This is a genomic window from Streptomyces sp. NPDC059255, from assembly GCF_042752355.1.
Lineage (GTDB): Bacteria > Actinomycetota > Actinomycetes > Streptomycetales > Streptomycetaceae > Streptomyces.
Genome location: NZ_JBHYZP010000039.1, coordinates 1 through 26,431, shown reverse-complemented (window position 1 = coordinate 26,431; position 26,431 = coordinate 1). Strand labels below are relative to the sequence as shown.

Genomic DNA, 26,431 nt, shown 5'->3' with positions numbered 1-26,431 from the left:
ATGGACGTCAGAGAAGTGCATCATTCCTACCGCAAGCACGTCGTCCTGCGCGGTGTCGACCTCCATCTGCGGTCCGGGGTCCTCGCCGGGATCGTCGGGGAGAACGGCGCGGGCAAGACGACGCTGCTCAAGATCCTCTCCGGTGAACTCAGGCCCGACCGGGGCTCGGTCCACCACAGCGGGAGGTTCGGCTACTGCCCGCAGTCCGTGGTCCTGGACGACTCCTTCACCGTCCGGCAGCACCTGGACCTCTTCCGCCACGCCTTCGGGCTCGCGGACCTGCGGCGCGCCGGGGAAGTGATGGAGGCCCTGGCCCTGACCGAGTACCTCGACCAGCGCGCGGGCCTGCTCAGCGGGGGCTCGCGGCAGAAGCTGAACCTTGCCCTGGCGCTCATGCACGACCCGGACGTGCTGCTGCTGGACGAGCCGTACCAGGGCTTCGACTGGGAGACGTATCTGCGCTTCTGGGACCTGGCGACCGAGCTGCGCGACGCCGGACGCTCGGTGCTGGTCGTCTCCCACCTGGCGTACGACGTCGACCGGCTGGACGAGCTGTACCGCCTGGAGGGCGGCCGCCTCACCCGCCAGGACCGGCGGCCGGAGGCGGCGGCATGAGGAGGCACTGGACCCTGTTCATCACGGCTTCCCGGTACGCGCTGATCGGGCACGCCCGCAACCGGTTCGCGATGCTGCTGGTGGTCGTGTACATCCCCGTCTGGATCGCCCTGGCCTACGTGAGCATTCCCGACCGGCCGGCGCCCTTCCGGCTGCGGGCCACCGGCCAGGTCCTGTCCCCGCCCGGCAACCACCTCACCCAGATCACCGGAGCGCTGAACGCGGTCACCCTGATCGCCGGGTTCATGATGTTCGCCGCCACCTTCACGGGCGGTGCCTTCGACCGGCGCCTGGCGATGGCGGGGTACCCGCGTTTCCACCTGGTGCTCGCCAAGCTCGCCGCGCTCACCCTGGTCTGTGCCGCCATCGCCGCGTACGCCACGGCCGCCGCCGGCTTCGCCTGGTCGCCCCGGCAGCCCTTCCTGCTCGCCACCGCGCTGTTCTGCGCCGCCCTGACCTACGGCGCGCTCGGCGTGGTCCTGGGGTCGGTGCTCCGCCGCGAGGTGGAGGGAATGTTCGCCATCCTGATGATCAGCATCCTCGATGTCGCACTCCAGAACCCGCTCTCCAGCTCCGGATCGGACAGCGCCGTCGTACGCTTCCTGCCCTCGTACGGGGCCGTGCAGGCCAGCATGGCCGCTGCCTTCTCCACCGCGTCGGTGGCCCAGGGACTCGCGATCCAGCTCCTCTGGCTCACCGGAGCGGCGTTCGCCGCGTTCCTGGTCTTCCGGCGGCGTACCCGCGACGCGCTCCCGCCGATACGGAAGCGACGCACCCTCCCCTTGAGCGGTGAACGATGAGCCCGGGGGCGCGCTCCCGGACCGCTCTGGCTCAGGCCGACGCGTCCATCAGAGCGGTGACATAGGCATCCAGCCGCTCCTCCACGGCGCGCGTCGTCAGCTCTGTCCGCCCCGCCTCCCGCCATGGCCGCGCCACCGACCGTACTTCTTCCGAGGACGCCAGCCCGTCCCGTACCTGCCAGTACAGCCGCTCGCTCGTGGTCGCGGCCAGCACCCCGCCGGCCTCCTCGTACGCCTCGGCGAACCGCGGGCCCCACGCCGGGCCGTGCAGCAGCGCGAGATTGGTGGAGCAGTGCGCCACATCGAGATCCGCCGGGCCCCAGGAGGCCGCTGCCCAGTCGACGACGCCGGTGATCCGGGCGTCCGCCGGCCTCGGGACGTCGAACAGCACGTTGCCGGGCTGGAAGTCCCGGTGCAGGAACCGCCCCTCATAGGGCGGCGCGGGACGGCGGATCACGTCGATCGCCGCGGCCCATGCCGCCGCGTCGGCACACTTCGGAACCACGACGGTGTCGGGGGTCGTCAACGTCACGTACCTCCGGGGCCGCTCGGCGGGTCGCACCGCGTGGATCGCCACGAGTTGACGGGCCAGCAGAGGGAGGCGCGTCTCCAGTCCCTCGTCGTCGAGGACCGTCCGGCCCGGGAGGTGTGTCATGAGGAGCGACGGATACGCGCACTGCGCGGCGGTCGGATCCACCGCGACCAGTCCGGGAGCCGGCACGCCGGTCCCCGTGAGCAGGGTCAGGGCGCCGGCCTCCCTGTTCAGCCCGTCCTCGGCGTGCTCCACGCGGAACGGGTCGACGAAGCTCCGCAGCACCAGGTCACGGGTACCTCCGTCCCGCGTGGCGATGGTCAGCCTCCGCATGTCGGCAGTGATGCCGCCGTGCAGCGCCTCGGTTGCGACGATCCGTTCGCCGGCCTCCAGCTGTCGGCTCACCCAGGCCAGTGTCAGCGGTCGGACGGCCGTCGTCTCATGGTGATGGGTCACCGTGCCACCTCATCATCCGGACGGCGTCACACGCGAAGGGTTGTCGGAGGCGACGGCCGTGCCACCCTGCTCTCCGCGCCCGGGCGGGGCGAACGGGGTGGAGTGGGCTTGGCGGGTGCTCGATGGGCAGGCCGGGGCGCCATGCGGTCAGCACCTGGGCGCAGGGGATGAAGAGCCCGTCGGGGAGCTGGTCGAGCGGGTACCACCGCCGGTCGCCCGGAACTCCCAGGCGAGACCCCCGGCTTCGGGCACCTCGGTCCCTCGCTGAAGGTGATGGGTACCGTACGCCGTCCAGGCACCGCAGTTGATCGACTCGCTGTCCAGGATGTCCTCCCCGGTCGGGTCGAGGCCGGGCACGGGCACATGGCGGAGCAGGCCGGCTCGTCGAGGTCCATGGACCTCACGACGGGCCGTCCGGAGGCGAGAACTTCGATCCGGGGCTCACTCGTTGCTCCAGTCCCAGGTGTCGAAGTACGCGGCCACACCGGTGCGGCGGGCCTCCGCGACGGCGCTCAGGCGGGCGAAGTCCTGAGGCGGCATCAGCGCCTCCCACTCGGCCAAGGGCAGGACCCGGGCTTCGTCGTGCTCGCGCGGATCCAGAACGATGCCGCGGATCCGGGCCTCGGAGAGCCGGCCGCCGTCGAAGACGAAACCGATCGTGCTGTAGGGCCACTCGGTGCCCGGCAGACCGTACACCGTCGCCAGGAGCCGAGGCGGCCCGGCCGGCGTGATACCGGTCTCCTCCTGGCACTCGCGAACGGCTGTCTGCCAGGGGCGCTCACCGGGATCCATCGTGCCGCCCACCATCTGCCACGGGTGCGAAGGCGAGTAGACGGAGTGCAGTTGGAGCGGCCGGTCGTGCTCGTCGGTGACGTAGACGCACGCGAAGGCGGTGGCCTTGAGGACCGTCTCGGCATACTGCTCGGGCGGCAGCCAGTCGGGGCCGCCCGCCCGTGGGCTCGGGACGACCGGTTCTTCGAGACGCGTCATCCGCATCAGCGACGCGCTGCCGGCGAAACCCAGCTCACGGTAGAGCGGTGCCGCTTCCTCACTGGTGTGCAGTTCGAACAGGGTGACGTGCTCGGCGTGGAGACGGTCGAGGAGTGCGGACACCACCGCCCTGGCACAGCCGCGGCGCCGAGCGCCGGGGTGTGTGGCGACGACGTGCACGCGGCCGGCCAGGCCCTTGGGATAGGCCGGTGCCGGCAGTACGGGGTGGATCAGACCGAGGGCGCAGGAGACGATCGAGCCGTCCGCGGCGTCGACGACGAAGGCGCGGGCGTCTCCCGCCGGTGTCAGCCGCGGCGCCAGCTCGTTCGCACACCGCCGGATCCACTCCTCGCTCAAGGGTTCGGAGAGGACATACGCGGAGCGCAGCCGGACGATCTCTTCGGCGTCGGCGGGCGTGGCAGCGCGGACCGCGGGCCGCCCGGCGGATGCCGGTGGTCCGGCCGTGGCGACGGGCCTCATGTCGAGGTTCACGTGGATTCTCCCTGTGGTGAGTTGTGCGGGTGGCGCCCGGCGCGCGGCCGGGCCGGAGGCCGACGTCCGAGCTCGATGACTTCCGGATCGCCATGGGGCCCGCCGACGACGATTCGGCTCCCCGCGCCGAGGGGCGCCTCGACCGGGCGTGCCTCCTCGGCGCGGCGCCCGTCAGCGGCCGGTGCGCGACGAGTGCCCTCTCGCCCGGATACCGAGGGCCGGAACGCCGGGGCGGCTCATGGGCGTGTCCCGTGCTGCTCGCCGTCACCGCGGGCCGTGTCGGAGGTGACCTGGTAGGACAGCAACTGCTTGAACAGTCCCTCCTGCTCGGCGAGTTCTTGGTAGGTGCCCTCCTGTACGACCTTGCCTTCGTCGAGGACCACGATCCGGTCGGCCACGGCCACGTTGGTGATGCGGTGGGTCACCAGCAGTACCACCCGGTCCCGTGCCAGGCCGCGCAGCCGCTGGAAGATCCGGTACTCCGCGCGGGGATCCAGGTTCGCGGTGGGCTCGTCGAGGACCAGGAGCCCCGCCTCGCGGAAGAACGCTCTGCCGAGGGCGATGCGCTGCCACTGGCCGCCGCTCAGCTCCTCCCCGTTGAGCCATTCCCGGGCGAGGAGGGTGTCCAGGCCGGCGCCGAGTCGGTCGACGACCTCGTCGGCGCCGGCCGCTTCGCAGGCCTCGCGGACCGCCGCGTCGCCGCGCGGCGAGGGCTGCCCGAGGGTGATGTTCTCCCGTACGGTCAGGGGCCAGTGGGCGTAGTCCTGGGGGACCAGGGCGACCTGCTGCCACAGCGCCTGCGGGTCGGTGTCGCCGGTGGGGGTGCCGTCCCACAGCACCTGGCCGTCGGTGGGCAGATACAGGCCGCTGACCAGCTTTGACAGTGTCGATTTTCCCGAGCCGTTGAAGCCGACCAGGGCGGTGACCTCGCCCCGGCGCAGGGTGAGCGAGACGTCGGACAGGGCGTCCCGGTCCTTGCCGGCGTAGCGGTGGGTGACCGACCTGAGCTCGATCTTCTTCGGCGGTTCGGGCCGGTGCGGGCCCCGGCGCATGCGGAAGCCGCCGGCCTTGTCAAGGAATCCGGTCCAGTCGTCCATGTACAGGCCGGTGCGCACGGTGCGTGCCCCGACGGCCACGAGTCCCCGGACCGACTGTCCTACCGTCTGCAGGGCGAAGACGGCCGTTCCGGCGTGCCCGACGCTGATACGGCCGGTGGCCAGCAGCCACACGACCGCGGCCCAGACGACCGCCGATCCGACGCCTCCGCACACCGCGCCGACCAGGGACATGCGCGCCGCTGTGTCGGCCGCGGTCCGGTCCTCGTGGTTGATCCGGGCGACCGTCTGCCGGTACCGGCCGGACAGGAACGCGGCCATCGTGCCGGCCCGGATCTGGTCGGCGGCGTCCCGTGTGAAGATGTGCCACCGCAGCACCGACAGCATCCGGTTGTCCCCGTTGCTGCGAAGGTTCGCCAGATAACGCACCCGCGCGGCGCTGACCTGGGCCAGGGCCTGCGGCAGGCTGGCCGCCACCAGAAGCGGGAGGAGCACCCAGCTCACTCCGGCCAGCACGACGGCCCCGGCGAGGAAGGAAGCCGCCGAGGCGATCAGGTCCTGCCCTTCGTCGATCAGGTCTCCGGTGACCTGCGCGCCGCGGTCGGCGGCCTCGCGGTCGCGGTTGAAGTCGGGCTCGTCGTAGGCGCACAGCTCCACCTCGGCGCAGCCGGTGAGCAGCATCTGCTCGGCCTCGCGCGACATCAGAGGACCCAGCCGGGAGGAGAGCCAGCTGACGGTGATTCCCAGGAGTGCGCGCACGCCGGACGCGCCGGCGAGCAGCGCCACGGACGGCCATGCCTCCAGGAGCCGGTGGTAGATGTCGCCGCTGGTCAGCAGCGCGGTCAGGGTGCCGCTGATCGCGATCAGGCCCAGGGCCTGCATCACGCCGGCGACGGCCTGGCACAGCAGGAGGCCGACGGTCGCCCGTCGGTCGACCCGCCAGGCGAGAGCCAGCGACCGGCGCACCAACTGCGGGAGGCGCCTGGCCATGTCGCGCATCCGGATCGAGCGGCCGGCCGCCTCACGACTGCCGGTCAGATCCACGTACCGCATCTGCGGCCCCGGATCGGCCGAATCCACGGCGGCGTCCGGCCCGGCTTCGAGGGGGAGGACCGGTCCCTTCGCCGGTCCGGCGGGCTCTGCCGCGGGAGCGGGCGGAAGCGGGGCGGTGCGCGGCCCCGGGACACCGCCGGCCGACGCATCGGTGGGCTCGTCGCTCACGCCGCCCACCCCGTATCCGGGGTTGCCGAGCGGATGACGCTGCCGACGCGGTGGGGGATCGCGCTGAACCGCCGTTCGGTTCCAGGGGGCTGGTACGCACGGGCAGGATGCATGACGTCCTCCAACTGGGGCACCGGCGGGGTGGCGATGGTGACGGTGGCGGCGAGTCCGGCGGGGCTGCGGGTGAGGCGGGCGCGGGCATCCAGGGACTGGCCGGTACGGGCGATCCGCTCCTTCGACTCCAGCCGGGGCGGTTCGGCCGCCACCTCACCGACGAGGCTCGCGATGCCGAACTCAGGCCTCACGGAGTGGAGTTCGCGACCGACAGGAGCGATACGGTCGGCGTTGAACGCGGTCTCTTCCAAGGGAACCTTCACAGGCATGGGCAAACCCTAGGGTCGCCCGCGGCGGCGGCGCTGGCGTTCTCACCGAGGTCATCCGGCAGGGTGACGCGAGGCCGACGGCCTGGCGCGGAACAGCAGGCGGGCGTGGCGGGAACCGGCCGCAGGCGGAGACCGGACGGTGGCTGCTGCCATGACGGCGAAGCGTAGAAAAGCCGCCATGTGGATACCCGGCCGGGGAATCGGATTCCCCGGCCGGGGCACGGAAGCAGGCCGGTGCCGCGCTGTCACGCGGCAGTACGAGAGCGGCGCAGGCCGGACGAGGGCTGCTCGGGCCCGGAGCCCGCGGACTCATCCCGCAGCACCTGGTACGACACGGCGAACCGGCCCGCCGGCACGCGGGTCTGGTCGACCTCCACCACCAGCACGGGCAGGCCGCCCCTTCTGCGGAGCCGCCGCTGCTCGACATCAATGGCCGGCCGTGCGGAGACAGTCTCGGACGACTCGATGGGCGCGGCGAGATGCTCCTCGACCCGGTCGTCGGTCCTGCCGGGGCAGGACTTCGCAGTGCCGGGGGATCGGCAGTCGCCGACGAGCCTCATCGGTGAGTAGCCCGTGGGGAGCTGATGCGGAGGGCAGGCGTTCGGAGGGCGTACGGCACGGACCCGGATCACGACGTGCTCGCCATGCGGCGGTTCCGTCCCTCCCGGTGATCGAAGAGGGCGGTCAGGGCTACCGGTTCGCAACCACTCTCGTGGCCCGAGAGTGGATGTCGATCTACCTCACGCCGGCCCCGGATCAGCCGGTCCGCACCCACGTCCGCGTCGGACACGGATCCCGGTCGACGCAATGAGCCGAGCCCACGACGCGCAGAGCGACTGACGTGGACATCAGCGCCGAGATGACCCGCCGCGCACTACTTGACGGCCGATCACCCCGGGCGGGCCTCCGCCTGGCAGCACCGCTCACCCTGGACCCCATCACCCATCACCCATCAGGAGACAGAACCCGCATCATGGCACTCCGACAGCCCAAGACCAGCCCCCCGACGACCCCCACCTGCGCGGTCACGAGACCACGTACCTCGCCTCACACGTCGGCTGGGTCAAGCCGCCGAAGAACCCCACGCCAGGCACGCGGAAGACGGCCACCAGCACGTGAACCGGCGCTGAGATTCAGTCGGTACAGACCTTCCGCTCGCCACGGTAGGCCGAACTGTTGGCATTGCTACCGCCGTTGCGGATGTTCCAGACGTTCTTTCCATCCGCGTCGTAGAAGCGGGCCCAGACAGCGAGATTGTTGTCGTAGGAAAGGATTTTGTTGTCAAGCCCGTATTTCGCAAGGTCCCAGCACGTACCACGTCGCGCGGTCTTGAACTTCATGCTGATGTAGTCAGTACTGCTGTACAAGCACAGGTTTCCGGCAGGACACGGCTCGGCGGCGGACGCCGTGGGGGCAAGTACGACGCCGGCCGCTGTTACCACCAGCGCGGCCACTGCGGTCGCTGCTTTTCGCCACATGATGATCACTGCTTCCACTCAACAGGGAGATTGGCCAAGTTGCCCTCCATACAGGCAACTTGACCACGATGTTAGGGCTCGGGCCATACCTGCCCCAATCGCCCGGAAGGGTGACTCGGTAAAGGCGCACGCCATCGGTTTCCGGAGCCGTCGCCACACCCGGAGAGCGGATCGAGGGCGCGCGGTGTGCGGCGGGTTCGCCGGTGCACTCCGAACGCCTGCCTGTGGTGTGGTTTGACTCAACTCGCCGGTCACGGCGTGCCGACGAGAGTGGGAACTGGACCAACCGGTTCAGGGGCGCGCCTGAACGTTCCGGACGCACACCCGGTGGCGCCGGGCCCGCGTTGTCCGGGCGCGATGGAATCCGGACCTTCCCGAAGGAGAAAATGACGTGAGTACCACACGGCAGGCCCGTTGTAGCGGCGGGCGGTTCCTCACGAGCGGCGCGCTCCTGGTCTTCCTCGCTGTGACTGCCCCCGCGGCGGTCGCGGCCGCGGCGCCGCACACCGCCGGGACCGTCGGCCCGGCGGCACAGCAGCCGCAGAGGATCATCTGCGGGGAGGTCGACGCCACAGACTTGCCCAGTCTGTCCGCACGGCAGTGCGACGCGAGCCACTGGGGCCCGATCTCCTATTTCGTCGTCATCGACCGCGACAGCAAAGCCCAGTACGACTGTGAGAACGGCTGGTCCGAAGGTGACCTGTGGCTGCAGGCCCGGAACTGCCGCAGGTCTTCCACGGGATCCTGACTCCGTGTACCTGTACCGCCGGTGCTCGTGCGCATACGGCGCGAGCACTGGGACCTCCTCGGTGGCGCACAGGACGGGTGCCGACTGCTTCCAGACCTACCTCGCCCAGAACGACTTCCCCCGGTCGAAGTGCCACGCGGGGCTTCAGACGCCACCGATCCGCTGGGGAATCCGCTCCACACGTCGGCGCTCTGTGAACTCCTTCACCCAGGCGAGGCCGAGCGGTCCTTGCAGGATGAAGTCTTCACCCAAGGCGCTTCCTTGTCGTCGTGCGGCGTTTGTCTGATGGGCTGTAGCGTGACGGTCTGTTCCGGGACATCGGTGACGTGGCCTCGCCCCGCCACGGGGCGCCTGTCCGGGGCCGCCACCGTATGCCGTCCACAAGCTGCCGCCGCGTCCACACCGGCGGACGGCCCGGCTTGATGCCCTGCGGCAGCAACGGCTCAAGCCGGGCCCACTGGTCGTTGGTCAGATCCCCGCGTCCCACAGAACGTGATCACGAACGATCAAGATCCCGTCACGGTCACGGGGCAACGGGACGATCCTCGGCTCACTCGTACTGATCGGTCTACCCGCCCCCGAGACACCGGCCGGACAGCATCACCGCAGGCCGGAACAGCCCCTGACACTCACCCGCGTTTCCAGCGTCCGAGTGATTCAGACCCACTGTGCCACCTCGAGCCGCATGGCCGTGGTGATGGTGTCCTCCTGCACGGCCTCCACCACGACGGGAGTGGTGAAGGTGCACAGGTCTTCGTCCCAGCGGAATCCGTCGACGGTCGCTCGCAACCTGGTGATGCGGTCGAGCTCCGCGTAGTCGGCGAAGTCGGAGGTGAGGGAGGCGACCGACAGGCTGTAGGGGTCCAGGGCGTGCAGCCGGGCGACGGCGGCGACGGCCAGCTGACGCGCGGCCTCCATCTGCAGATGGCCCGGCACATGGTCCAGCGGATGGTCGAAGACGTGCGGGTGGCTGGTGTCCACCACCAACTGGCAGCCGAACCGTCCCGCGTCGGCGACGGGCTCGGTGACGAACACGTTCCGGGAGTCTCGCCGTCCCACATGGGAGGGCTCGGCCGCCGTGAACCGCGGCAGCAGGAAGCCGGGGCGGTCGGGCGACAGCCGTCTGCTGCGCATGGCTTGGTAGGCGGCCTTGGACAGGATCAGCAGCCCGCCCTCTCCTTGCATCGCGGGCCGTCCGTCGACCTCGATGTCCCCGATGAAGCTGAACCCCTGCAGGCGGCCGGCCTTGTTGCGCCGGGTCCGCACGCTCACGTCGATCCGCGCGTTGGCGGGCCGCGAGCCGATGCGCAGTGATTCGAAGGCGGTGGTACGGAGCGTCAGGTTCCGGAAGATGAACGCGGAGCCCAGTTGCACTTCCAGGTGGCGGTGGGCGATCAGGACCCCGGCCTGACGCACCACTTCGACCATCAGGCTGAAGTCGTACAGCGGGAAGCTCTCCCCGATCATATGGGCGCGCGGGAGCTGTGCGGCGACGACGAAGGTGCCCTCGCCCGTCTCGGTCGAGTCGGTGACGAAAACCTCGGCTATCGAGGCTCTGTGGACCAGGGAGCGTGGAACGGTCGCGTCGTAGCTCAGCTCCACATGGTCGTTCCCGGGTGGCACGGGGGCCGTCCCGGACGCGGGGGTGGAGGTGGGTACGGCCATGGGGATCGGCGTGGACGCATGCGCGGAAAGGGACGGGGACGCGGACATGGGGATGGTCATGGTCGGGGTCGATCCTTCCAGGGAGATAGCACGAGCGGTGTGCTGAACCTCGTCAAGGCCCTACGGTCGGTACCGGGGTGATGCGAGGCGGCCGGGACGGGAGCCGGGAGAGGAGCGCGTCGAGGTCGCCCAGGCCCGAGCGGGCCGCGACGACCCCGTCGGGCCGCAGGTACGCGCACCACGGGGTACCGGCTCCGCCCAGCCCGGCGCCCGTCTCCCGCGCCACGGCGAACCCGGTGCCGTCCTGCGGGAGATCGGTGGGAGCGGTGTCGGCAGGCTGGATCCACAGCACCCGCACGACGTCCCCGGCACCCCGCTCACCCACGATCGCCGCGGCTCGCGCGGCGAGTTCCCCGGCGGCCAGGTCGCCGTGGACCAGCACGGTGTGCCGGCCGGCCGACAGGTGGGCGTGGAGCGACTCCGCTTCAGTGCCGTGCACCGGGGCGAGCGCCAGGTCGGGGGCGCGTCGGCCGAGCCGCAGTGCGCGCGGTACGGACGGGGCACCGTCGGGATCGGCCACCGCCGGGCTCCCGGAGTGGTCCAGGTCGAGCTGGGCGAGCAGGGGAATCACCTTCTTCTCCAGCAGGCCGGTGGCGGACAGCAGTCGCAGCACCGTGTTCCGCAGGAGCCGCGCCGCCGGATTGCGCAGCAGCCACATCCGGGTCTGCTGATCACCGTTCGCGACCGCCCTGACGGACGCCGGGCGGCGTTCCGCCTCGAAGCTGTCGAGCAGCGCCGGATCAGTGCCACGTACGACGCTCGCGAGTTTCCAGCCCACGTCGTAGCCGTCCTGGACACCCGTGTTGAGTCCCTGGCCGCCGGCGGTGGTGTGGGCGTGCACCGCGTCGCCCGCCAGCAGCACCGGGCCCTCCCGGAACCGCGGGGCGACCTTGGCATGCACCAGGAAGCGGCTGGCCCACCAGGTGCCGTGCAGGCGCAGCCCGCCCGGACCGCGTTCGTCGAGGAGCCGCTGCAGCAACTCCTCGGAGGGCGGTTCGGTCTGCCCGTCCGGCTCCATGTCGAAGAAGACGCGGTGGCCGTCGGGCTGGGGGACGATGACCAGTACGCCGTCCGGTGCGACATGGTGCTGCACCTCGGCCTCGGCGGGCACCCCCTCCAGCCGGCCGTCCCCGATCAGGAACATACGGTCGAAGGTGTGACCCTCGAAGGGGATGCCGACGCTGTCGCGCACCAGGCTGCGGGCGCCGTCGGCGGCGATCAGCCAGGACACCGTGAGAGTCTCCTCGCCACGGGCCGAGCACAGCGTCACCGTGGCCGACTCCGCGGGGCCGCCACGGTTCACGGTGACCGCCGTGACCTCGGTCTCCCACTCGACGGTGCCGCCCAGCTCCGTCAGCCGGGCGTGCAGCGCCCGCTCGGTCACCGGCTGCGGTACGCAGAGGGGGCCGGGGAAGGCGGTACCCGTCAGCCCGCCGAAGCGCGCCCCGGCGAGGCGCCGGCCGTTCGACCAGTACGACGCCCCGGTCAGCGGCAGCGCCGTCTCGGCGATCTTCTCGGCGACGCCGAGGCGGTGCAGGCACTCCAGGGCGCCGCTCCACAGCACCAGCCCCTTGGGGGCGATGCCGGGACCCGGGCGCCGGTCGACGACGCGGCAGGGCACGCCGAGGTCCCGCAACACGGCGGCGGCGGTGAGCCCGGTGGGCCCGGCGCCGACGACCAGAACCGGAACGGTCAATTCAGCTCACCTCTCGCGGCCTCGGCGGCCATGGCCGGAGGGCGGTCGAGCAACGCGGAGATCTCGCGGACGGCGCTGTCGGTGTCGGCGAACCGCACCGAGCGGATGCCGAGTTCCGCCGCGGCCACGCAGTTCTCCTCCGTGTCGTCGACGAACAGGCAGCGCTGCGGGGTGGTGCCGAGCCGTTCGAGCAGGATCCGGTAGATGGCCGGGTCGGGCTTGCGTACGCCTTCCCGGTGTGAGTCCACGACGACATCGAAGAGCTCGTCGACGGGGAACTGGGCGCGCCACAGCGGTTCCCACTCGCGGACGTTGTTGGTGAGCAGGGCGAGCCGGTACCCGTCGCCGCGCCGGCCGCGCAGGAACTCCAGGAACGGCTCGTTGGGGCGCCGGCCGCGGAACCACAGCTCGCCGAAGCTCCGCCCGTCCGCCAGGACGCGGCCCGCGTCCTCGGGGAGTTCGGCCAGGATCCGGTCCACCATCCGGCGCTCCGTGATCGCGCCGGTCTCCAGTGCCGCCATCGGCATCTCCCCGTGGCGTTCCGTCGATGCCAGGAGCGCCTGGGCGAGGTCGCCCGCGTCGATCCCGGCCAGTTCGGCGAAAGCGACGAAGGTCTCCACGAGCGGGTTCGTCAGCACGCCCCCGTAGTCGACGACGATCGTGTCGAAGGCCATGTCGTTCCCTTCTCCCAACACGACGCGGCGTAGCGACCGCGACCGTGGCCCGAACGGTTGAGTGGCTGTCATCGAACCCCCCCTTGCCCAGAGGTGCTCCGGGTTGCTCCGGCGTCCGCCTGACGTGGTGCTCCGGACGCTAACGACGAGGACTTGCGCCGTGCCAAAGCCGCTGCGCCCCGCCAGGACGAGTGCACCCCGCCGGAGCGAGTGCGGGAGGGCCTGTTGGGGGCCTCCCGCATCGCCGCAGTCGTCAGTCGGCCGGCTTCCCGCCCACCGCGCCGATCGCGGGCGCGGGTTCCTCCCGCCTCGCCGCTGCCGCGTCCGGCCCGCCGGTCGCGTCCACCACGGGCGCAGGGTGTTCCGAGCCGCCCTCGCTGATGCCGAACCGCGCGTGCAGTCGGCGCAGCGGCCCGGGTGCCCACCAGGTCGCCCGGCCGGTGAGCGTCAGCACCGCGGGCACGAGCAGGGTGCGGATCACCATCGCGTCCATGAGGATCGCCAGGGCGACCCCCAGTCCGAGCATCTTCGTGTTGGTGATCCGGGACGTGCCGATGGCCACCATGACGACGGAGAGGACAAGCGCGGCGGCGGTGATGACGCCCCCGGTGCTGCGGATGCCCTCCACCACGGCGGCCTTGTGGTCGAGCACGCGCTCGTGTTCCTCCTTGATCCGGGAGAGCAGGAAGACCCCGTAGTCCATGGAGAGCCCGAAGGCGAGGCAGAACATCAGCACAGGCAGCGCCGTCTCGATGCTCCCGGTCGGGGTGAAGCCCAGCAGCCCCGACAGGTTCCCGTTCTGGAAGACCCACACCACGGCCCCCAGCATCGCGGTCAGGCTGAGCGCGTTGAGCAGCACCGCCTGGACCGGCACCAGCACACTGCCGGTGAGCAGGAACACCAGCACCAGCGTGGCGAGCACGATGATGCCGAGGGCCCACGGCAGGCCTCGGCCGACGGCAGCCTGGCTGTCGATCATGGCCGCGGTCGTACCGGAGGTGTACGTGGGGAACGCCGCGTCCACCGCCCGTACGTCCCGTACCAGGTCCTTGCCCTGGTCGGAGACCGCCTCCGCGGCGGGCACCACCGTGAGGTACGAGACGGCGCCGGAGGTGCGGCCGGACTGCGCGGGCCCGGCGGCCTTGCCCTCGGTGTAGCGACCCGTCGGGGCGTCCACCCGCAGCACTCCGGGAAGACGGGACAGCTCCTCCGCGTAGCCTCCGAGTTCAGCGGGGGACGCCTGCTCGGTGACGACCTCGATCACTCCGGTGGGGTTGCCCTGGAAACCGTCCTTGATGTGCTGCTGCACCACCCGGGGCTCGGCCGACACGGGGAGCTGCCGGTGGTCGGCGGTGCCGAAGTCGACGTTCAGGAAGGGCGCGCCGAGGAGCAGCAGGCCTGCGAGGGTGCCGGTGGCCACCAGGGGCGCGCGCCGCATCACCCACCGCGCCAGCCGGGCCCAGCCCGCCCCGGCCTCGGTGGGCCGCCGCTGCTCGCGGGAGCGGCGCCGGAACAGCTTGCGGACGTCCAGCGCGTCGATCCGGCGGCCCAGGACGGCGAGCAGCGCGGGCAGGACGACCAGGGCCGCCACGGCCGCCAGGACCACCACGCTGATCCCCGCGTACGCGAGGGAGCGCAGGAAGTACAGCGGGAAGACCAGCATCGCGGCGAGCGAGACGGCGACCGTGGCGGCCGAGAACAGCACGGTCCGCCCTGCGGTGTTGAGGGTGACAGTGAGCGCGCCGGGCATGTCCCGGCCGTTCGCGAGTTCCTCCCGGTAACGGCGCACGATCAGCAGCGCGTAGTCGATGGCGAGGCCGAGGCCCAGTGCGGTGGTGAGGTTGGTGGCGAAGACGGAGACGTCCGTGAAGGACGTCAGGACGCGCAGCACCGCGTTGGTGCCGAGGATCGCGATGATGCCGATACTCAGCGGGAGCAGGGCGGCGACGGCGCTGCCGAACACGATCATGAGGATGATCAGCGTGATCGGCAGCGCGATGGCCTCGGCGCGCAGCAGGTCCTCGCTGATGAGGGTCTGCTGCTCGTGCTGGACGGCGACGCTGCCACCGATCCGGACGGTGAGGTCGCCCTGCCGTCCGTCGAAGTGCCCGGTGATCCGCTCCTCCAGCGTGCGCTCGGCCTCCAGTTCGTCCCCGGTGAGCCGGGCCACCACCAAGGCCTCATGGCCGTCCTCGGAGCGCAGCGCCGGTGCCCCGGTGTCCCAGTAGGAGGTGACCCCGGTGATGCCCTTCTCGTCGGCGAGGCGGGCGGCGAGCTCCCTTCCCTGACGTGCGGTGCCGGCGTCGTCGACCCCGCTGCCGGCCCGGGCCAGCAGGACGAGGTTGGGGCGGGCGCCGGGGAACTCCCGCTCCAGGATGTCCGCGGCGTGCGAGGACTCGGAGGCGGGGTCGACGACGCCGCCGCTGCCGCCGCTGCGCAGCCGGTCGGCCACCCCGCCGCCCAGGACGACGGCCCCGGCCAGGAGGATCACGGTGAGGACGAGCAGCAGCCGGGCCCGGGACCCGGTCAGCCGGGCAAGGGCGGTGAACAGGCCGCGGGGCGGGGCCGTTTCGGGCGGCGGGGCGTCATGGGCAACGGGTGACATGGGGGGCTCCCGGGAGGTCTGAGCTGGTGAGGTGGGTACGGAGCCGTACGCGGCGAACGCCGCGGGCAGGGCCGTATGTGCCGTGGATACGGAGCCGTGTGTACGGAGCAACGCGTGCAGAGCCGTGCACGCGGACTCCGGTCGGGGCGCCGGCGCGCCGTCAGCGGCGACGCAGGTGGAACTGGCCCGGCGTGGTGGAGGGGACGCCGGTAAGGATCTCCCGGAGACCGCCGCTGACCACGTAGTCGCCGTACGGGGTCACCGCGATGGTCGTGGGGTCCTCGGTCGGCCAGGACCGGTCCTCCACCGTGCGCGCGGTACGCCACTTGTCGGTGGAGCGCAGCACCACGACGGCGTCCCTGCCCGCGCGTCCACCGGACAGCGACAGGTCGTTCACCGCGGCGACCAGCGAGCCGTCCGGGCGCAGCGCGAGGCCGTCGAGGGAGAGCGGCGCACGGTCGAGGCGGACTTCGCCGACCACCGGCCGCGCCGACCGGGGACGGTCGATGCGGAAGAGCCGGCCGCCGTCGTACTTGCCCATGAGGAGGAAGCCCGCGGGGTGGTGGACGATCCCGTTCGGCCCCGTGTCGGAGGTGACGAAGCGGTCGTCCTGGATCACCTGGATCACCTGGCCGTCGCGGCTCACCACGCTGACCGTGTCGACCCCGGTGTCGGTGACGTAGATGGTGCCGTCCTCGTCGACGGTGACGTCGTTGGCGCGCGGCTCCGGCTGACCGGCGGACAGGTCGACGAGGTGCTGTACGGCACCGGTGGCCAGGTCGAAGACACCGACCCCGGACACCGGGGGTCGCGAGGGGTCCACCATGCCGAGCAGCCGGAAGAAGTGGTCGGTGTAGGCGGCCACCACCCGGTTACGGGCGGCGTCCACCGTGATGCCGAGCACCGAGACCTGGGCGAACGGGGCGACCAGCAGAGTCACCGAACCGTCCGCCCTGACCACCGAGATCGTGCCCTGCGCGCTCGACCCGACGAGGAACGCCTTCCTCCGCGGATCCCAGGCGACGCCCTCCGGGTACACGCCCGGGGCGGTGACGGAGAGGGTGCGCGGCAGCGGGCCGCCTGCGGACCGGGACACCGCGAACGCCGGCAGGGGGGTGGCGGCGAGTGTGCCACCCACGGCACCCGCGGCGGCGAGTCCGAGCAGAGTACGGCGGGAGGCCGGAACTGGCGCGTCCAAGGTGTGCTCCTTCAGGCGGTGGTGACGACCCCGCGGTGGCAAGACCCGAGGGCGGGTGATCGGCCGGCCGGCATAGGGCACGGCAGAAGGGCCGGGCAGCCGCCCGGCGCCGACGGGCGAAACCACCGAGCCAGGCTGCGTGGAAGAGGCTCTCAACACGCGCTGAAGAACCGCTGAAACGGTGCTGTGCATGGGGAACACCGTCCTGGGCGGGAGCGGGAGAGGCCGAAGAGTGCGCTGTGGTCGCGGGTGGGTGCCAGGGTGCTGTCCGCGATCAGCACGGTGTCCTCGCGGAACCGCTTGCGGGGCCGCAGCGCGAGCGAGTGCCCGAGGTGGGGCCTTGGACCAAGCCCCGCCGGCCGAGCCTGCCCGCGCTGTTTTCGTGCGTATTCGCGGCGAGGATGACGACCGCGATAACCAGGCCCAGGACGTCCACGGTCGGCCCGCGCCTGCGGCCCGGCACCCGCTCGGCCGGATCCCGGCCGGTCGTGGTGGCGGGGACTTCGGCGGCCGCGTGGAAACGGATCCGGTCAGCACCTCGCTGTCGCACGTTCTTCCGGTCTCCATTCTTCGGGAGCTCAGGACTTTCGTGGCCCGATGGATATCCGGGGTTTGCGGTAACGACGGGAATCCAGTGGATAGAATGTCGCGCGCTGCTCGCGATAGCGGTCGGCAGGGTCGGTGGTGGGGGCGGGGCACTGTGCTTGAGCTGCAGAAACACACAATCCAGGGCCGTCCCGCCCGAGGCCCTGAATGTGCGTTCGCTTTTCCTGGCCTGCGACACTTACGGTTCGTTCACAACATCCTCAAGCGATCGCCACAAAGCGGTCCACTGCAACGGCAGTGGGCTCTTTTTTCTTTCCTTGGTGTTCGTGGTGGGTGTCCGTGTGCGGGGCCATGAAGTGGACGTGCGGCGAAAAGCGGGTGCTTCGTTTTCATGACAAGAGAAATGTGGAGTGTGATGCCATGAACCGAGTCGGTAGAGACTCGGGCCGGTTGGCCTGGCGGCCTGTGGGGCCGCTGGCGCGGATAGGGTTATCCGTGCTTCTGCTGGCAGGTGTCGGCGTGGGAACAGCGGCTGTACCCGCCGCCGCTTCGACCTCCGACGGCACCCTGACCGTTGAGGTGCTGCGCGACTTCTTCGGCACCGGCGTGATCAACAAGACGATGGACGTTCCGCAGCGGGGCATGAAGGTGGAGATCTCCGACCCCGCCGGGCGCCATGTCACCGGCGTCACGGACGCCACCGGAAAGGTCGTGGTGTCGCAGTCGACCGTGCTGAGCGGCGGCCGGTACCGCGTCGACGTCAGCGTCCCGGCACCGTACAGCGATTATCTGCAGGCGGCGCCCGCGTCGACGGCGGAGAACAACTTCGACAGCTTCACGTCCTTCGTGGATGTGTCGGACGGAAAGAACGCCTCGGTGGTGACGGGGGTGTGGAATCCGGCCGACTACGCTGTGCCGGACTCACGGTATTTCGTGGCGGTCCAGAACGGCGCCGGCGGAACCGACACCCGGGCATTGGTGGCGTTCGGGACGAAGACCCGAGGTACGTGTCCCACCGATGTGTCGTGCCCGGACACGCTGGCCACGCAGGACCAGGTGGGCACGACGTTCGGGCTGGCGTACGACAAGTACCGGGGCCGGGTGTTCCAGGGCGCGTTCGCCCGCAGGTACGCCGAGTACGGGCCGCAGGGCAGTGGCGCGATCTATACGGTGCCGGCCAACGGCGGGGGCGCTCCGGAGCTGTTCGCGCGGGTGCCGTCCGCTGCGGTGACGCCGCACGACCTCACCAACATGAACAAGGACGCCGGCTTCACCGACGCACCGGGCAAGGAGAGCCTCGGTGGCCTGGCCCTGTCGGAGGACGGCTCCACGCTGTACGCGGTGAACCTGCTGACCCGCAGCCTGGTGAGCTTCGACGCGAGTGGGGCCGCCGCCTCGGCGCCCGAGGCGACGGTGCCGATTCCGGACCCGGGGTGCGCGAGTCGCAGCGACTGGCGGCCGTTCAGCCTCACCACCCACGACAACACGCTGTACGTAGGCGGTGTGTGCAGCGCGGAGAGCACGCAGCGGCGCGCGGACCTGAAGGCTGTCGTCTACACCTACGACGGCGAGCGGTTCACCACGGTGCTGACCCAACCGCTCACCTACAATCGCGGCGCCGTGTTCAGCCCTCACGCCGGCGTCACCCAGGCCACCCACTGGAACCCGTGGAACACCAGCCTGGCCACGTGGGACGAACGGAACCTGGGCGGCGCCTTCATCGATCCGCAGCCGGAGCTCGCCTCCCTCGCCTTCGCCCGGGACGGTTCGATGATTCTGGGTTTCCGTGACCGGTTCATGGACGTTCTCAGCTCGGGCGGACTGGACCCTCGTCCGCTGAACAATTCGCCGCAAGTGGGCATGTCCGGTGGTGACATCAACATGGCTTGCGCCAGTCCCACCGGTGGATACGAGTGGGAAGGCACCGGAAGCTGTCCCAACCACGCCACCCCCGCCACCGGTGGCAGCCAGGCCGATGGTGTCGTCGAGTACTTCCCGGGCGACTTCTACACCACCGCGCACCTGGAGACCGCCCTGGGGTCGGTGGCCTACATGCCGCAACAGCAGTGGGTCGTCAGCACGGAGTTCGACCCGACCGTCAACGTCTCATCCGCCGGGACCGGCTACTACGACATCGCGACCGGTCAGGGCCCAGGAAACGCTCCGAACGCCAACGCGTATCAGTTCGTCAGCCGGGATCAGAACGGGTTCGGCAAGGCCGGTGGGCTCGGTGACATCGAGTTCGCGGCGGCGAACGCGCCGATCCAGATCGGCAACCTCGTGTGGTTCGACGGCGACCACAACGGGATCCAGGACCCGGCGGAAGTGCTGCTGCCGGGGGCGACGATCAACCTGCTGGACGCGGACGGCAAGCAGGTCGCCACGACCAGGACCAATGCCGCCGGCGAGTACTACTTCGGTGGTGTCGGCGCCGAGTACCAGCTCACACCGGGTGCGAAGTACACGGTGCAGTTCGACGTGTGCACCGCGGACACCAGCAAGGTGCCCGAGCAGCCCTCGGCGGGCGAGCTGCGTTTCACGCTCCCGCGGGCCGGTGACAACCGTGCGCATGACTCCAATGTGACCCCGCCGGCCACCGGCCGGTTGTGTGCCGGCTCCGCACCGGTCACGGCGCCGGACGAGGCGGGCGAGGTCGATCACACGATCGACGCCGGGGTGTACATCCCGAAGGCAACGCCGACCCCGACACCGACGCCCACCCCGACACCGACGCCGACCCCGAGCCCGACCACGCCACCGGCGTCCACGCCGCCTGCCGGTCATGCCCCCGCCGGTGGTGGCTCGGATGGTTCGGGTGGTTCGGGTGGTTCGCTGGCGAGCACCGGTACGTCCGGGCTGCCCCAGATGATCGCGCTCGTCGGTCTGCTGGTGGGTGCGGGCCTGGTCATCGCGTTTGTGAGTCGGAAGCGTCCCACCCTGTAGCACTGAACGAACGAACAACAGATCACGTCTCGGCCGGTCCACGAGGGCCGGCCTTGGCGTTGTCCGTGACGGAGAGGGTGAACCAGAAGAGTGTCAGCATCGAGTCGCGTGCGGAGCGTGAGAATCCAGCAGGCTCCACCAGGCCGGGTGGCCGGCCGGCGCCGATGGCTGCGGCCACGGTGGGCGGCAGTTGTCATCGGCCTGGCGGCCGTCATGGTGGCCGTGTTCCTGGTCGCCGACGGCGGTTCCGGCCCGAGCGGGCCGCGCGCACTGACTTCGGATGAGGCGGACCGGCTGGCGATCATGCGGTTCCGTAACTATGAGGCGCAGGGCCGTGCGCTGACGATCGCTGTGCCGGGCACCGCCGGACGGCTGGTCGTCACCGGTTCCGTCGACTACCAGAAGAAGCTCGGGTACGGCGTGGTGCACGGCACCGGGCGTGACACATCCAGCGACGGGCTGATCCAGTGGACGGCCACCTCGGTGTACGTTCACCCGATGGCGGATGCCCCGGCGCACGCACCCGCGTCGCCGCCCCGCTCGGGCTGGTACAGCCGTCCGCTGCAGTCGTCCGGAAGCTCGCTGGACAGTGCGCTGGCCATCGCGCTCGGTCTCGGCAGAGACCGGCCGGACAACGCCCAACTGCTGCCGCAGAACGGCGCCGCGTGGTGGGGACGAGACCGGGTCGACGGGCACCGGGTGGACGTCATGACCGGGCCGTCGGCGTCCTCCCATGACCGCCCCGGTACGGCGAGCACCGGTACGGCGGGCAGAGTGCGCTACTGGGTCGGTTCGGACGGCACCATGTACCGGGTCCGCATCAGCCTGGCTTCCGAGCCGCAGCCGGTGGTCATCGACTTCGACACCCAGAAGTACCTTCCGGTCAAGGCGGTACCCGGGGTCCTGCCGACGCCGTAGCCGCTGTTCAGGACACCCGCACCCGTGCGTTCGCAGTGAGCAGGGACGCCGATGGTAGCGGGATGACTGCCGTGTCCGGCAGGTCAGGAACGGCCGGGACGACGGTGGCGCCCGTGGTGGCGGCCTTGGGGAACTGCGGCTGTGGACCAGGTGCCGCGACTTTGGTGAACGCGATGCCGCCGGGCGCTGTCGGCATCTCCCAACTGCCGGCTGGTGAGGGGGTCTTGGCCGCCTGGGGGCAGGGCGCGGTAGTCGCGAGCCGGGCGGGCACCGTGGTGCGCAGCTCGTTGCCGCGCAGGCAGTTGCCCCGTCCCCGCGTGGCGGTGGGAAACGTCCATCCGACGTCGACGCCGTTGTCGGCGAACGAGTTGTCCACGATCTTGTTGCCGACCGGAGGTATGTCGGAGTTCGCGGTGATCACCAGTCCGGCGTTGCTGTTGTCGGCGACGCGGTTGTGGATGAGCTGGTTGTCGCTGCCGCCGTCGATGCCGATGCCGATGCCCCATCCGCCGTCGGCCTGCTCCGGGGTGGCCGTCTGCTGGTTGGCGGCGATCAGATTGCCCGCGATGACGGCGTCCCGCTGCGGGAGCAGCTTCTCCTGGTGGTCGGAGTTGGTCGTCAGGCCGACCCGGTTGCCGACCAGGCGGTTCCCCACCACGTACATGTCTCCGCCGGCGTTGGTGCCTTCGTAACCGACCGCGTTGAGTTCGGCGATGTTGTCCCGCACCACGATGCGACAGGGCTTGCACTGTCCGACGTAGATCCCCGAGTCGGCCGAGCCTGACGTGTACGAGTGCTCGATGACACCGTTCTGCGCGGAGAACGCGTAGATGCCGTACAGCCCGTTGCGGGTCGCGGTCACGTGGGAGACCAGGAACGACTTCAGGAGGGTGACGGGTTCGTCGCCGATGTCGTAGCCCCCGGACTGCCCGGTCAGTCCGGCGGCCGCCTTCGCCGAACCGGTGACCAGGATGCCGTTCTGCGTATTGTTCTTCACGGTCAGGTTCTCCACGGCCACCCCGGGCGCCGAGACGACGACACCGTTCGGCTGCCGCAACCGCCCGTCGATGACGACCTTGTCCCGGGACGCGCCGCGCAGAGTGATGCGAGCCGTCTTGATCTTCACCGATTCGTGGTACACGCCCGAGGCGACCAGCACCAGGTCACCGGGCTTGGCCAACGACACCGCGGCTGAGATCGTCGGTGCGTCGGCGGGCACTCGAATCGTCACATCCGCACCGGCCGGTCGCCGGCCTCTGCTCGATCCGTCATCGCCGCCGCCGCTGCAGCCGGCCACAAGGATCAGCGTGCCCAGTACCGCTGCACACACGCGACGAGCTGATCGAGGCATGGTCTCATTCTGGCACGGCGCCCAACTCCGCGCCGAAGTCGGGGGGATTGACCGGCAGACGTGATGTGCGTGTGGCACTCTGCACGTCATGCACCCAGCTGAGCACCACCCGTCGCGTCGCATGCTCCTGAATGTCACCGGCACCATGGTGGCCGCCGGTCTGACCGCCGGGTGCACCTCGGACTCCGGCCAAGCAGGCCGGCCTGCCCCTGCCGCGGCGTCCGCGCCGACGCCGGTTGCGCCGACGGGCCGGCATCAGGCAGGCATCACGTTTCCCCAGCCGGCCCAGGGCAACCTGCTGGCCGTGGTGGCCGACCTCGGCGCCGACGTGGCTCCCGGCCCGTTACTGGCCGAACTCGGCCGGGCCATCAGCAGACTCACCGCGGGGACCGACCCGCGGCTGCTGGGCCTGGAGCCGGGCGACCTCACCGTGACCGTCGGCGTGGGCCCTCGGCTGGTGCGCACGGTCGGTGCTTCGCTGCCCGGCGCGGCCGACCTCCCGCGGTTCTCCCGCGAGCGGATCGCCCCGCGGGCACGTGGCGGTGACCTGCTGATACAGATCTGCGCCGGCGACGCGGTGCTCTTGTCGGTCGTGGCCGCCGCACTCCTGGACCAGGCCGGTGACCGTATCGACGAACGCTGGCGGCAGTCCGCGCGTCGCGGTGCGAACGTCCCCCTCGGCAACGGCTTTACCGCGCCGCGGAACTCGCTCGGTTTCATCGACGGCATCGTGGGCCCGCACACGAAAGCTGAACAGGGACGCGACCTTTGGCTGGCCGATCCCTCTGCGGTCGCCGGCGGCACCCTTGCCGTGGTGCGGCGCATGGAACTCGACCTGCCGCGGTTCGCTGCCCTGACCGTGGCCGAGCAGGAGGCGGTCTTCGGGCGACGCCGGGGCAGCGGCGTCCCTCTCTCCGGCGGCGCCGTGGCCTCGGGCCCGCAACTCGGCGCCAAGACACCGGACGGACGCTATCTCGTCCCCGTGGACGCCCACGTACGCAGGTCGAACCCCTCCGTGGTCGGCGTCGGCCACATGCTCCGCCGCTCCTACAACACCGACGAGCCCGTCCCTGGCCTGCTCTTCATCAGCTTCCAGAACGACCTGCGGACCTTCACCGCCACCCTCACCCACATGGACACCTCCGACGCACTACTGGAATTCACCACCACAACCGCCAGCGCGACATTCCTGATCCTCCCCGGCTTCGACCGACAACGCCCGCTCGGTTCCCAGCTGTTCGGCTGATCACGCCACGCCCCGCGCTGAAGGCAGGCCGCACAAGCGGGCAGTGCTCGCCCTGACCCGTCGCCACGTCGACGTCTTCTGGGCCCTCCTGCGCGACGGACGGACGCCGGCCGCGTTGTGACCCAGCCCCATGCCCGAGGCGCTGCCGACGGCAAGGGCGATCATGTTCTTCACGGCACGCCCTAGCTCACAGCCGATCACATCGGTGCTGGTGTAGGGGCGGAAGCCAGAGATCACCATGGCCTCGTGTTCTGCATCGACACCGATGCCATCAACGTGACCGGCCCCTGGAATTACCGCTAGTAACGGACGGAGACCCCTGTCTTGGACAGAGGGGGAGCGGAGCCGCCGCTCGTGCGACTCCCGCCGGGACTGCGTTTGAGCGTGCAGAATGCGGGGACGCGTTCCCGACTCGCTTTCTGGACGAAGCTGCGTGCCGGTCAGCTCGCGGGCCAGGGCTTCGAGCGAGTCGTCCTGGTCGGCCACTCCTTGGGTTCGGGCGTCGCCATCGACGTGGCTGTCACATGCCCCCACGACATTGACGGCGTCGTGCTCACGGGCGTAGCGACCAAGCAGAACGAGGCGGAATTCGCCGCGCAGGAAAAGGACATGCATCCCGCCAACCAGGACCCGCGTTTCGCACGCCTCGGACTGGACGACGGGTACATCACCACCAAGCCCGGTACTCGCTCCAAGTGGTTCTACTACCGGGCGACGATGTCGCCGGCCACCATCGCGCAGGACGAGGCGGCAGCCCAGCCCGACGCCCTGGCGCCGAGCAGCGCGCCTCCCACGTCCGAGGCACCCGGGACGCCCGAGACGCCCGACGTTTACCGGCAGATCAAGGTCCCGGTCCTGATCGCGGTGGGTGAGTACGACCGTGTGGTGTGCGGCGGCACCGGTTCCGACTGCTCCAGCTCTGCTGCCCTGCAGGCCCAGGAGGCTCCCCGGTTCGCGCCGTCCGCACGCCTGCGGGCCGTGGTGATCCCCGACAGCGGGCACTCGATCAACCAGCAGTTCACTGCTCCCATCCTCTTCTCGGCGATCCGCGGCTGGTCCCACAGGTACGTAGCGGCTCACTGACAGGACAGGCGGAGGCGACAAAGGGGGGCGGGTCGGCACTGGCCGACCCGCCCCCCTGCCTGCCGCTTCCGCACAGCTCCCGAGCACTGGCGCGCCCTTCCCCAGATGGATGCCCTCTGGCGGGCGTCGCTGTCGCCATCGTGGCGGTGGTGTCGGCTGCCAGGCGGAGGGCGGAGGACCGCCGGACCCGGCGGCAGGCCGGGCGGGGTCCTCAGTTCTGCGTCGGGATGGTCAAGGACCGGACGAGCTGGGTGAGTTCCTCCTTGAAGAGCTTGTCCATGCTCTTCGTCCCGCCGCGCAGGTGTCCGTGGATCTCCAGCGTCACCAGGCCGTGCAGGTGGCCCCAGATGCGCAGGGCCAGGGCGACCGCGGCCGGCGGGAGGCCGGGAAGGTAGGGGCGGACCTCGTCCAGGAGGGCGGGGTCGAAGTCGGACCACTCGAAGTCGCTGGCGGCGTAGAGGTGCTCGGCGTGCGGCCAGGCCGCAGCGGCCAGCTCGGTCAGGCTTTTGCAGAACCGCAGTTCGGCTTCGGGCGCGGCGCCGCCCGACGGCGGGACGTAGCCGGGGACGGCGTCGCCGTAGACGAGACGGAAACCCTCGGTGTTGGCAAACACCCAGGTCCGGTACGCGTAGCCCCACACCTGGATACGGCCGCCTGCATCCGTCGTCGGGACAGGGGCGACGGCCGCCTCGACGGTGTCGGCGAGCGAGGTGTAGACGTCATCGATCAGGGCCGTGACCAGGTCGTCCCGGGTGGCGAAGTAGCCGTAGATCGCGTTGGGCGTCATACCCATCTCCCGGGCGATGGCCCGCAGAGTGATCGCCCCGGGACCGCCCGACGCCATTAGCCGCAACGCCGTGTCCTTGATCTCGGCTGTCGTCTCGATCCGCAGGCGCTCGCGCCGCGATGTGGTCCCAGTACCTGCCATGCCTGCAGTCTACAGCCTCACACTTTCCATTCGTCGTATCTAAACTTCGTACCATATAGTTTCCGTATGCCGTTTAGTGGGTGACGTTGGCCAGTGCTTCTCGCGCGTTCACCCCTTTAGTTGTCCACGGCCGGCGGGCGGGAGATTACCTACACCCCGCTCCCTGTGGAGCAGTTCCGCGCGTCCCTGCTGAAGGGTGGCATGCCGGAGGAGGTGGTGGACGACTTCGTGAGGAGCCTGCGCGACAACACCGCCTGTGTGACCCATGGCGTCGAGGAAGCTCTGGGCCGTAAGCCCAAGGACCCGACCAAGCGCTACGAAAAAGGAGGAGGAGTGCGACTATGGCTGGCCTGCAGGACAAGGTAGTGATCGTGACGGGCGGCGCCCGCGGGATCGGCGCGGCCACGGCCGCCCGCATGGCCCGGGAGGGCGCCAAGACAGTGATCACCGACCTGCTCGACGAACAGGACACGAAGACCGCCGCCCAGATCGGCGGCATGTTCCTCCACCACGACGCCACCAGCGAAGATGACGTAGTAGGCGATCTCGTTCGGGTCGCTCACGCTGCGGCGGGCGAGGACCCGGTGCTCGACGCCTTCCTGGCGCCAGGGCCGGATCGGTTCCCGGGCCCGGCCGAGCCCGTGCCCTTCTTCAGGAGTTGGGTCGGGGACGGGACGCCGTGCACCCTCTCGGGTGTCGGTTTTCCCATCCCCGCCCGCCGAACCGGACGTGCCCGTTGGCCGAGCAT

The 26,431-nt window shown here is 70.5% G+C and carries 22 protein-coding genes and 3 pseudogenes; 8 read left to right on the top strand and 17 right to left on the bottom strand.

Annotated features, from left to right (window positions below; translation table 11 throughout):
* Together ACFXKG_RS33615 and ACFXKG_RS33610 are read left to right on the top strand one after the other, a co-directional pair.
* Positions 1–615 carry an ABC transporter ATP-binding protein gene (locus tag ACFXKG_RS33615; protein WP_384847030.1) on the top strand — a complete coding sequence of 205 codons (615 nt, stop codon included), beginning with the start codon at positions 1–3 and terminating at the stop codon, positions 613–615.
* Positions 612–1,415 (top strand): ABC transporter permease, encoded by an 804-nt coding sequence (locus tag ACFXKG_RS33610; RefSeq protein ID WP_384847028.1) that lies wholly within the window; start codon positions 612–614, stop codon positions 1,413–1,415. Before ACFXKG_RS33615 ends, ACFXKG_RS33610 begins: the two co-directional genes overlap by 4 nt.
* 31 nt (positions 1,416–1,446) lie before the next feature.
* Here the strand turns inward: ACFXKG_RS33610 and ACFXKG_RS33605 are convergent, their stop codons facing one another.
* The 6 genes from ACFXKG_RS33605 to ACFXKG_RS33580 form a co-directional block, all read right to left on the bottom strand.
* Positions 1,447–2,352, bottom strand: a complete 906-nt coding sequence (locus tag ACFXKG_RS33605) for a phosphotransferase family protein (protein WP_384847026.1) — start codon at positions 2,350–2,352, stop codon at positions 1,447–1,449.
* Positions 2,353–2,844: 492 nt separating this feature from the next.
* Positions 2,845–3,873, bottom strand: coding sequence for a GNAT family N-acetyltransferase (locus ACFXKG_RS33600; RefSeq protein WP_384847134.1), 1,029 nt, complete (start codon positions 3,871–3,873; stop codon positions 2,845–2,847).
* 248 nt (positions 3,874–4,121) lie between these two features.
* Positions 4,122–5,993: an ABC transporter ATP-binding protein gene (locus ACFXKG_RS33595; RefSeq protein WP_384847132.1), complete on the bottom strand. Its 1,872-nt coding sequence runs from the start codon at positions 5,991–5,993 to the stop codon at positions 4,122–4,124.
* A gap of 164 nt (positions 5,994–6,157) precedes the next feature.
* A complete protein-coding gene (locus ACFXKG_RS33590; RefSeq protein ID WP_384847024.1) occupies positions 6,158–6,544 on the bottom strand; it encodes a hypothetical protein in 387 nt (128 codons plus the stop codon).
* A gap of 245 nt (positions 6,545–6,789) precedes the next feature.
* Positions 6,790–7,104 (bottom strand): hypothetical protein, encoded by a 315-nt coding sequence (locus ACFXKG_RS33585; protein WP_384847022.1) that lies wholly within the window; start codon positions 7,102–7,104, stop codon positions 6,790–6,792.
* A gap of 573 nt (positions 7,105–7,677) precedes the next feature.
* The gene (locus ACFXKG_RS33580) at positions 7,678–8,040 is read right to left on the bottom strand and encodes a peptidase inhibitor family I36 protein (protein WP_384847020.1); all 363 of its coding nucleotides are present in this window, start codon (positions 8,038–8,040) and stop codon (positions 7,678–7,680) included.
* Positions 8,041–8,413: 373 nt separating this feature from the next.
* On the opposite strand from ACFXKG_RS33580, the gene ACFXKG_RS33575 reads away from it, so the two are divergent.
* Positions 8,414–8,770, top strand: a complete 357-nt coding sequence (locus tag ACFXKG_RS33575; protein ID WP_384847018.1) for a hypothetical protein — start codon at positions 8,414–8,416, stop codon at positions 8,768–8,770.
* Between the two features lie 244 nt (positions 8,771–9,014).
* Here the strand turns inward: ACFXKG_RS33575 and ACFXKG_RS33570 are convergent, their stop codons facing one another.
* The 8 genes and pseudogenes from ACFXKG_RS33570 to ACFXKG_RS33535 form a co-directional block, all read right to left on the bottom strand.
* Positions 9,015–9,257 carry a transposase gene (locus ACFXKG_RS33570; RefSeq protein ID WP_384847016.1) on the bottom strand — a complete coding sequence of 81 codons (243 nt, stop codon included), beginning with the start codon at positions 9,255–9,257 and terminating at the stop codon, positions 9,015–9,017.
* A gap of 170 nt (positions 9,258–9,427) precedes the next feature.
* Positions 9,428–10,495, bottom strand: coding sequence for a ScbA/BarX family gamma-butyrolactone biosynthesis protein (locus tag ACFXKG_RS33565; RefSeq protein WP_384847014.1), 1,068 nt, complete (start codon positions 10,493–10,495; stop codon positions 9,428–9,430).
* A gap of 52 nt (positions 10,496–10,547) precedes the next feature.
* Positions 10,548–12,191, bottom strand: coding sequence for an FAD-dependent monooxygenase (locus ACFXKG_RS33560; protein ID WP_384847012.1), 1,644 nt, complete (start codon positions 12,189–12,191; stop codon positions 10,548–10,550).
* Positions 12,188–12,865 carry an HAD family hydrolase gene (locus tag ACFXKG_RS33555; RefSeq protein WP_384847010.1) on the bottom strand — a complete coding sequence of 226 codons (678 nt, stop codon included), beginning with the start codon at positions 12,863–12,865 and terminating at the stop codon, positions 12,188–12,190. Before ACFXKG_RS33555 ends, ACFXKG_RS33560 begins: the two co-directional genes overlap by 4 nt.
* Positions 12,866–13,118: 253 nt before the next feature.
* Positions 13,119–15,470, bottom strand: a complete 2,352-nt coding sequence (locus ACFXKG_RS33550; RefSeq protein WP_384847009.1) for an MMPL family transporter — start codon at positions 15,468–15,470, stop codon at positions 13,119–13,121.
* Between the two features lie 160 nt (positions 15,471–15,630).
* Positions 15,631–16,668 carry an SMP-30/gluconolactonase/LRE family protein gene (locus ACFXKG_RS33545; RefSeq protein ID WP_384847007.1) on the bottom strand — a complete coding sequence of 346 codons (1,038 nt, stop codon included), beginning with the start codon at positions 16,666–16,668 and terminating at the stop codon, positions 15,631–15,633.
* Positions 16,669–16,904: 236 nt separating this feature from the next.
* Positions 16,905–17,003, bottom strand: a pseudogene (locus ACFXKG_RS33540) (IS5/IS1182 family transposase); the annotation flags it as partial.
* Between the two features lie 32 nt (positions 17,004–17,035).
* Positions 17,036–17,182: pseudogene (locus ACFXKG_RS33535) on the bottom strand (IS5/IS1182 family transposase); the annotation flags it as partial.
* Between the two features lie 551 nt (positions 17,183–17,733).
* Between ACFXKG_RS33535 and ACFXKG_RS33530 the strand changes: the two are divergent.
* Positions 17,734–20,157: an SdrD B-like domain-containing protein gene (locus ACFXKG_RS33530; RefSeq protein WP_384847005.1), complete on the top strand. Its 2,424-nt coding sequence runs from the start codon at positions 17,734–17,736 to the stop codon at positions 20,155–20,157.
* A 213-nt stretch (positions 20,158–20,370) separates the two neighbouring features.
* Positions 20,371–21,075: a hypothetical protein gene (locus tag ACFXKG_RS33525; RefSeq protein ID WP_384847130.1), complete on the top strand. Its 705-nt coding sequence runs from the start codon at positions 20,371–20,373 to the stop codon at positions 21,073–21,075.
* 7 nt (positions 21,076–21,082) lie between these two features.
* Here the strand turns inward: ACFXKG_RS33525 and ACFXKG_RS33520 are convergent, their stop codons facing one another.
* Complete coding sequence (locus ACFXKG_RS33520) at positions 21,083–22,294, bottom strand: right-handed parallel beta-helix repeat-containing protein (RefSeq protein ID WP_384847128.1); 1,212 nt, start codon at positions 22,292–22,294, stop codon at positions 21,083–21,085.
* Positions 22,295–22,514: 220 nt separating this feature from the next.
* On the opposite strand from ACFXKG_RS33520, the gene ACFXKG_RS33515 reads away from it, so the two are divergent.
* The gene (locus ACFXKG_RS33515; RefSeq protein WP_384847003.1) at positions 22,515–23,672 is read left to right on the top strand and encodes a Dyp-type peroxidase; all 1,158 of its coding nucleotides are present in this window, start codon (positions 22,515–22,517) and stop codon (positions 23,670–23,672) included.
* Positions 23,673–23,782: 110 nt separating this feature from the next.
* Here ACFXKG_RS33515 and ACFXKG_RS33510 read toward each other — a convergent pair.
* A pseudogene (locus ACFXKG_RS33510) lies at positions 23,783–23,897 on the bottom strand (glycerol-3-phosphate acyltransferase); the annotation flags it as partial.
* Positions 23,898–24,056: 159 nt separating this feature from the next.
* On the opposite strand from ACFXKG_RS33510, the gene ACFXKG_RS33505 reads away from it, so the two are divergent.
* Positions 24,057–24,755: an alpha/beta fold hydrolase gene (locus ACFXKG_RS33505; protein WP_384847126.1), complete on the top strand. Its 699-nt coding sequence runs from the start codon at positions 24,057–24,059 to the stop codon at positions 24,753–24,755.
* 211 nt (positions 24,756–24,966) lie between these two features.
* Here ACFXKG_RS33505 and ACFXKG_RS33500 read toward each other — a convergent pair whose 3' ends face one another.
* Entirely contained in the window at positions 24,967–25,683 is a 717-nt protein-coding gene (locus ACFXKG_RS33500; RefSeq protein ID WP_384847001.1) for a TetR/AcrR family transcriptional regulator, read from the bottom strand.
* Positions 25,684–26,024: 341 nt separating this feature from the next.
* On the opposite strand from ACFXKG_RS33500, the gene ACFXKG_RS33495 reads away from it, so the two are divergent.
* On the top strand, positions 26,025–26,431 hold a 407-nt coding region (locus ACFXKG_RS33495; protein WP_384846999.1), incomplete at its 3' end, for an SDR family NAD(P)-dependent oxidoreductase.

Excerpts from the sequence above, each read along its gene's own strand:
- ACFXKG_RS33610 (WP_384847028.1), top strand. The coding sequence starts at position 612 with ATGAGGAGGCACTGGACCCTGTTCATCACGGCTTCCCGGTACGCGCTG.
- ACFXKG_RS33555 (WP_384847010.1), bottom strand. The coding sequence starts at position 12,865 with ATGGCCTTCGACACGATCGTCGTCGACTACGGGGGCGTGCTGACGAAC.
- ACFXKG_RS33565 (WP_384847014.1), bottom strand. The coding sequence starts at position 10,495 with ATGACCATCCCCATGTCCGCGTCCCCGTCCCTTTCCGCGCATGCGTCC.
- ACFXKG_RS33525 (WP_384847130.1), top strand. The coding sequence starts at position 20,371 with ATGGTGGCCGTGTTCCTGGTCGCCGACGGCGGTTCCGGCCCGAGCGGG.
- ACFXKG_RS33550 (WP_384847009.1), bottom strand. The coding sequence starts at position 15,470 with ATGTCACCCGTTGCCCATGACGCCCCGCCGCCCGAAACGGCCCCGCCC.
- ACFXKG_RS33600 (WP_384847134.1), bottom strand. The coding sequence starts at position 3,873 with ATGAGGCCCGTCGCCACGGCCGGACCACCGGCATCCGCCGGGCGGCCC.
- ACFXKG_RS33585 (WP_384847022.1), bottom strand. The coding sequence starts at position 7,104 with ATGAGGCTCGTCGGCGACTGCCGATCCCCCGGCACTGCGAAGTCCTGC.
- ACFXKG_RS33590 (WP_384847024.1), bottom strand. The coding sequence starts at position 6,544 with ATGCCTGTGAAGGTTCCCTTGGAAGAGACCGCGTTCAACGCCGACCGT.
- ACFXKG_RS33500 (WP_384847001.1), bottom strand. The coding sequence starts at position 25,683 with ATGGCAGGTACTGGGACCACATCGCGGCGCGAGCGCCTGCGGATCGAG.
- ACFXKG_RS33595 (WP_384847132.1), bottom strand. The coding sequence starts at position 5,993 with ATGCGGTACGTGGATCTGACCGGCAGTCGTGAGGCGGCCGGCCGCTCG.
- ACFXKG_RS33515 (WP_384847003.1), top strand. The coding sequence starts at position 22,515 with ATGCACCCAGCTGAGCACCACCCGTCGCGTCGCATGCTCCTGAATGTC.
- ACFXKG_RS33615 (WP_384847030.1), top strand. The coding sequence starts at position 1 with ATGGACGTCAGAGAAGTGCATCATTCCTACCGCAAGCACGTCGTCCTG.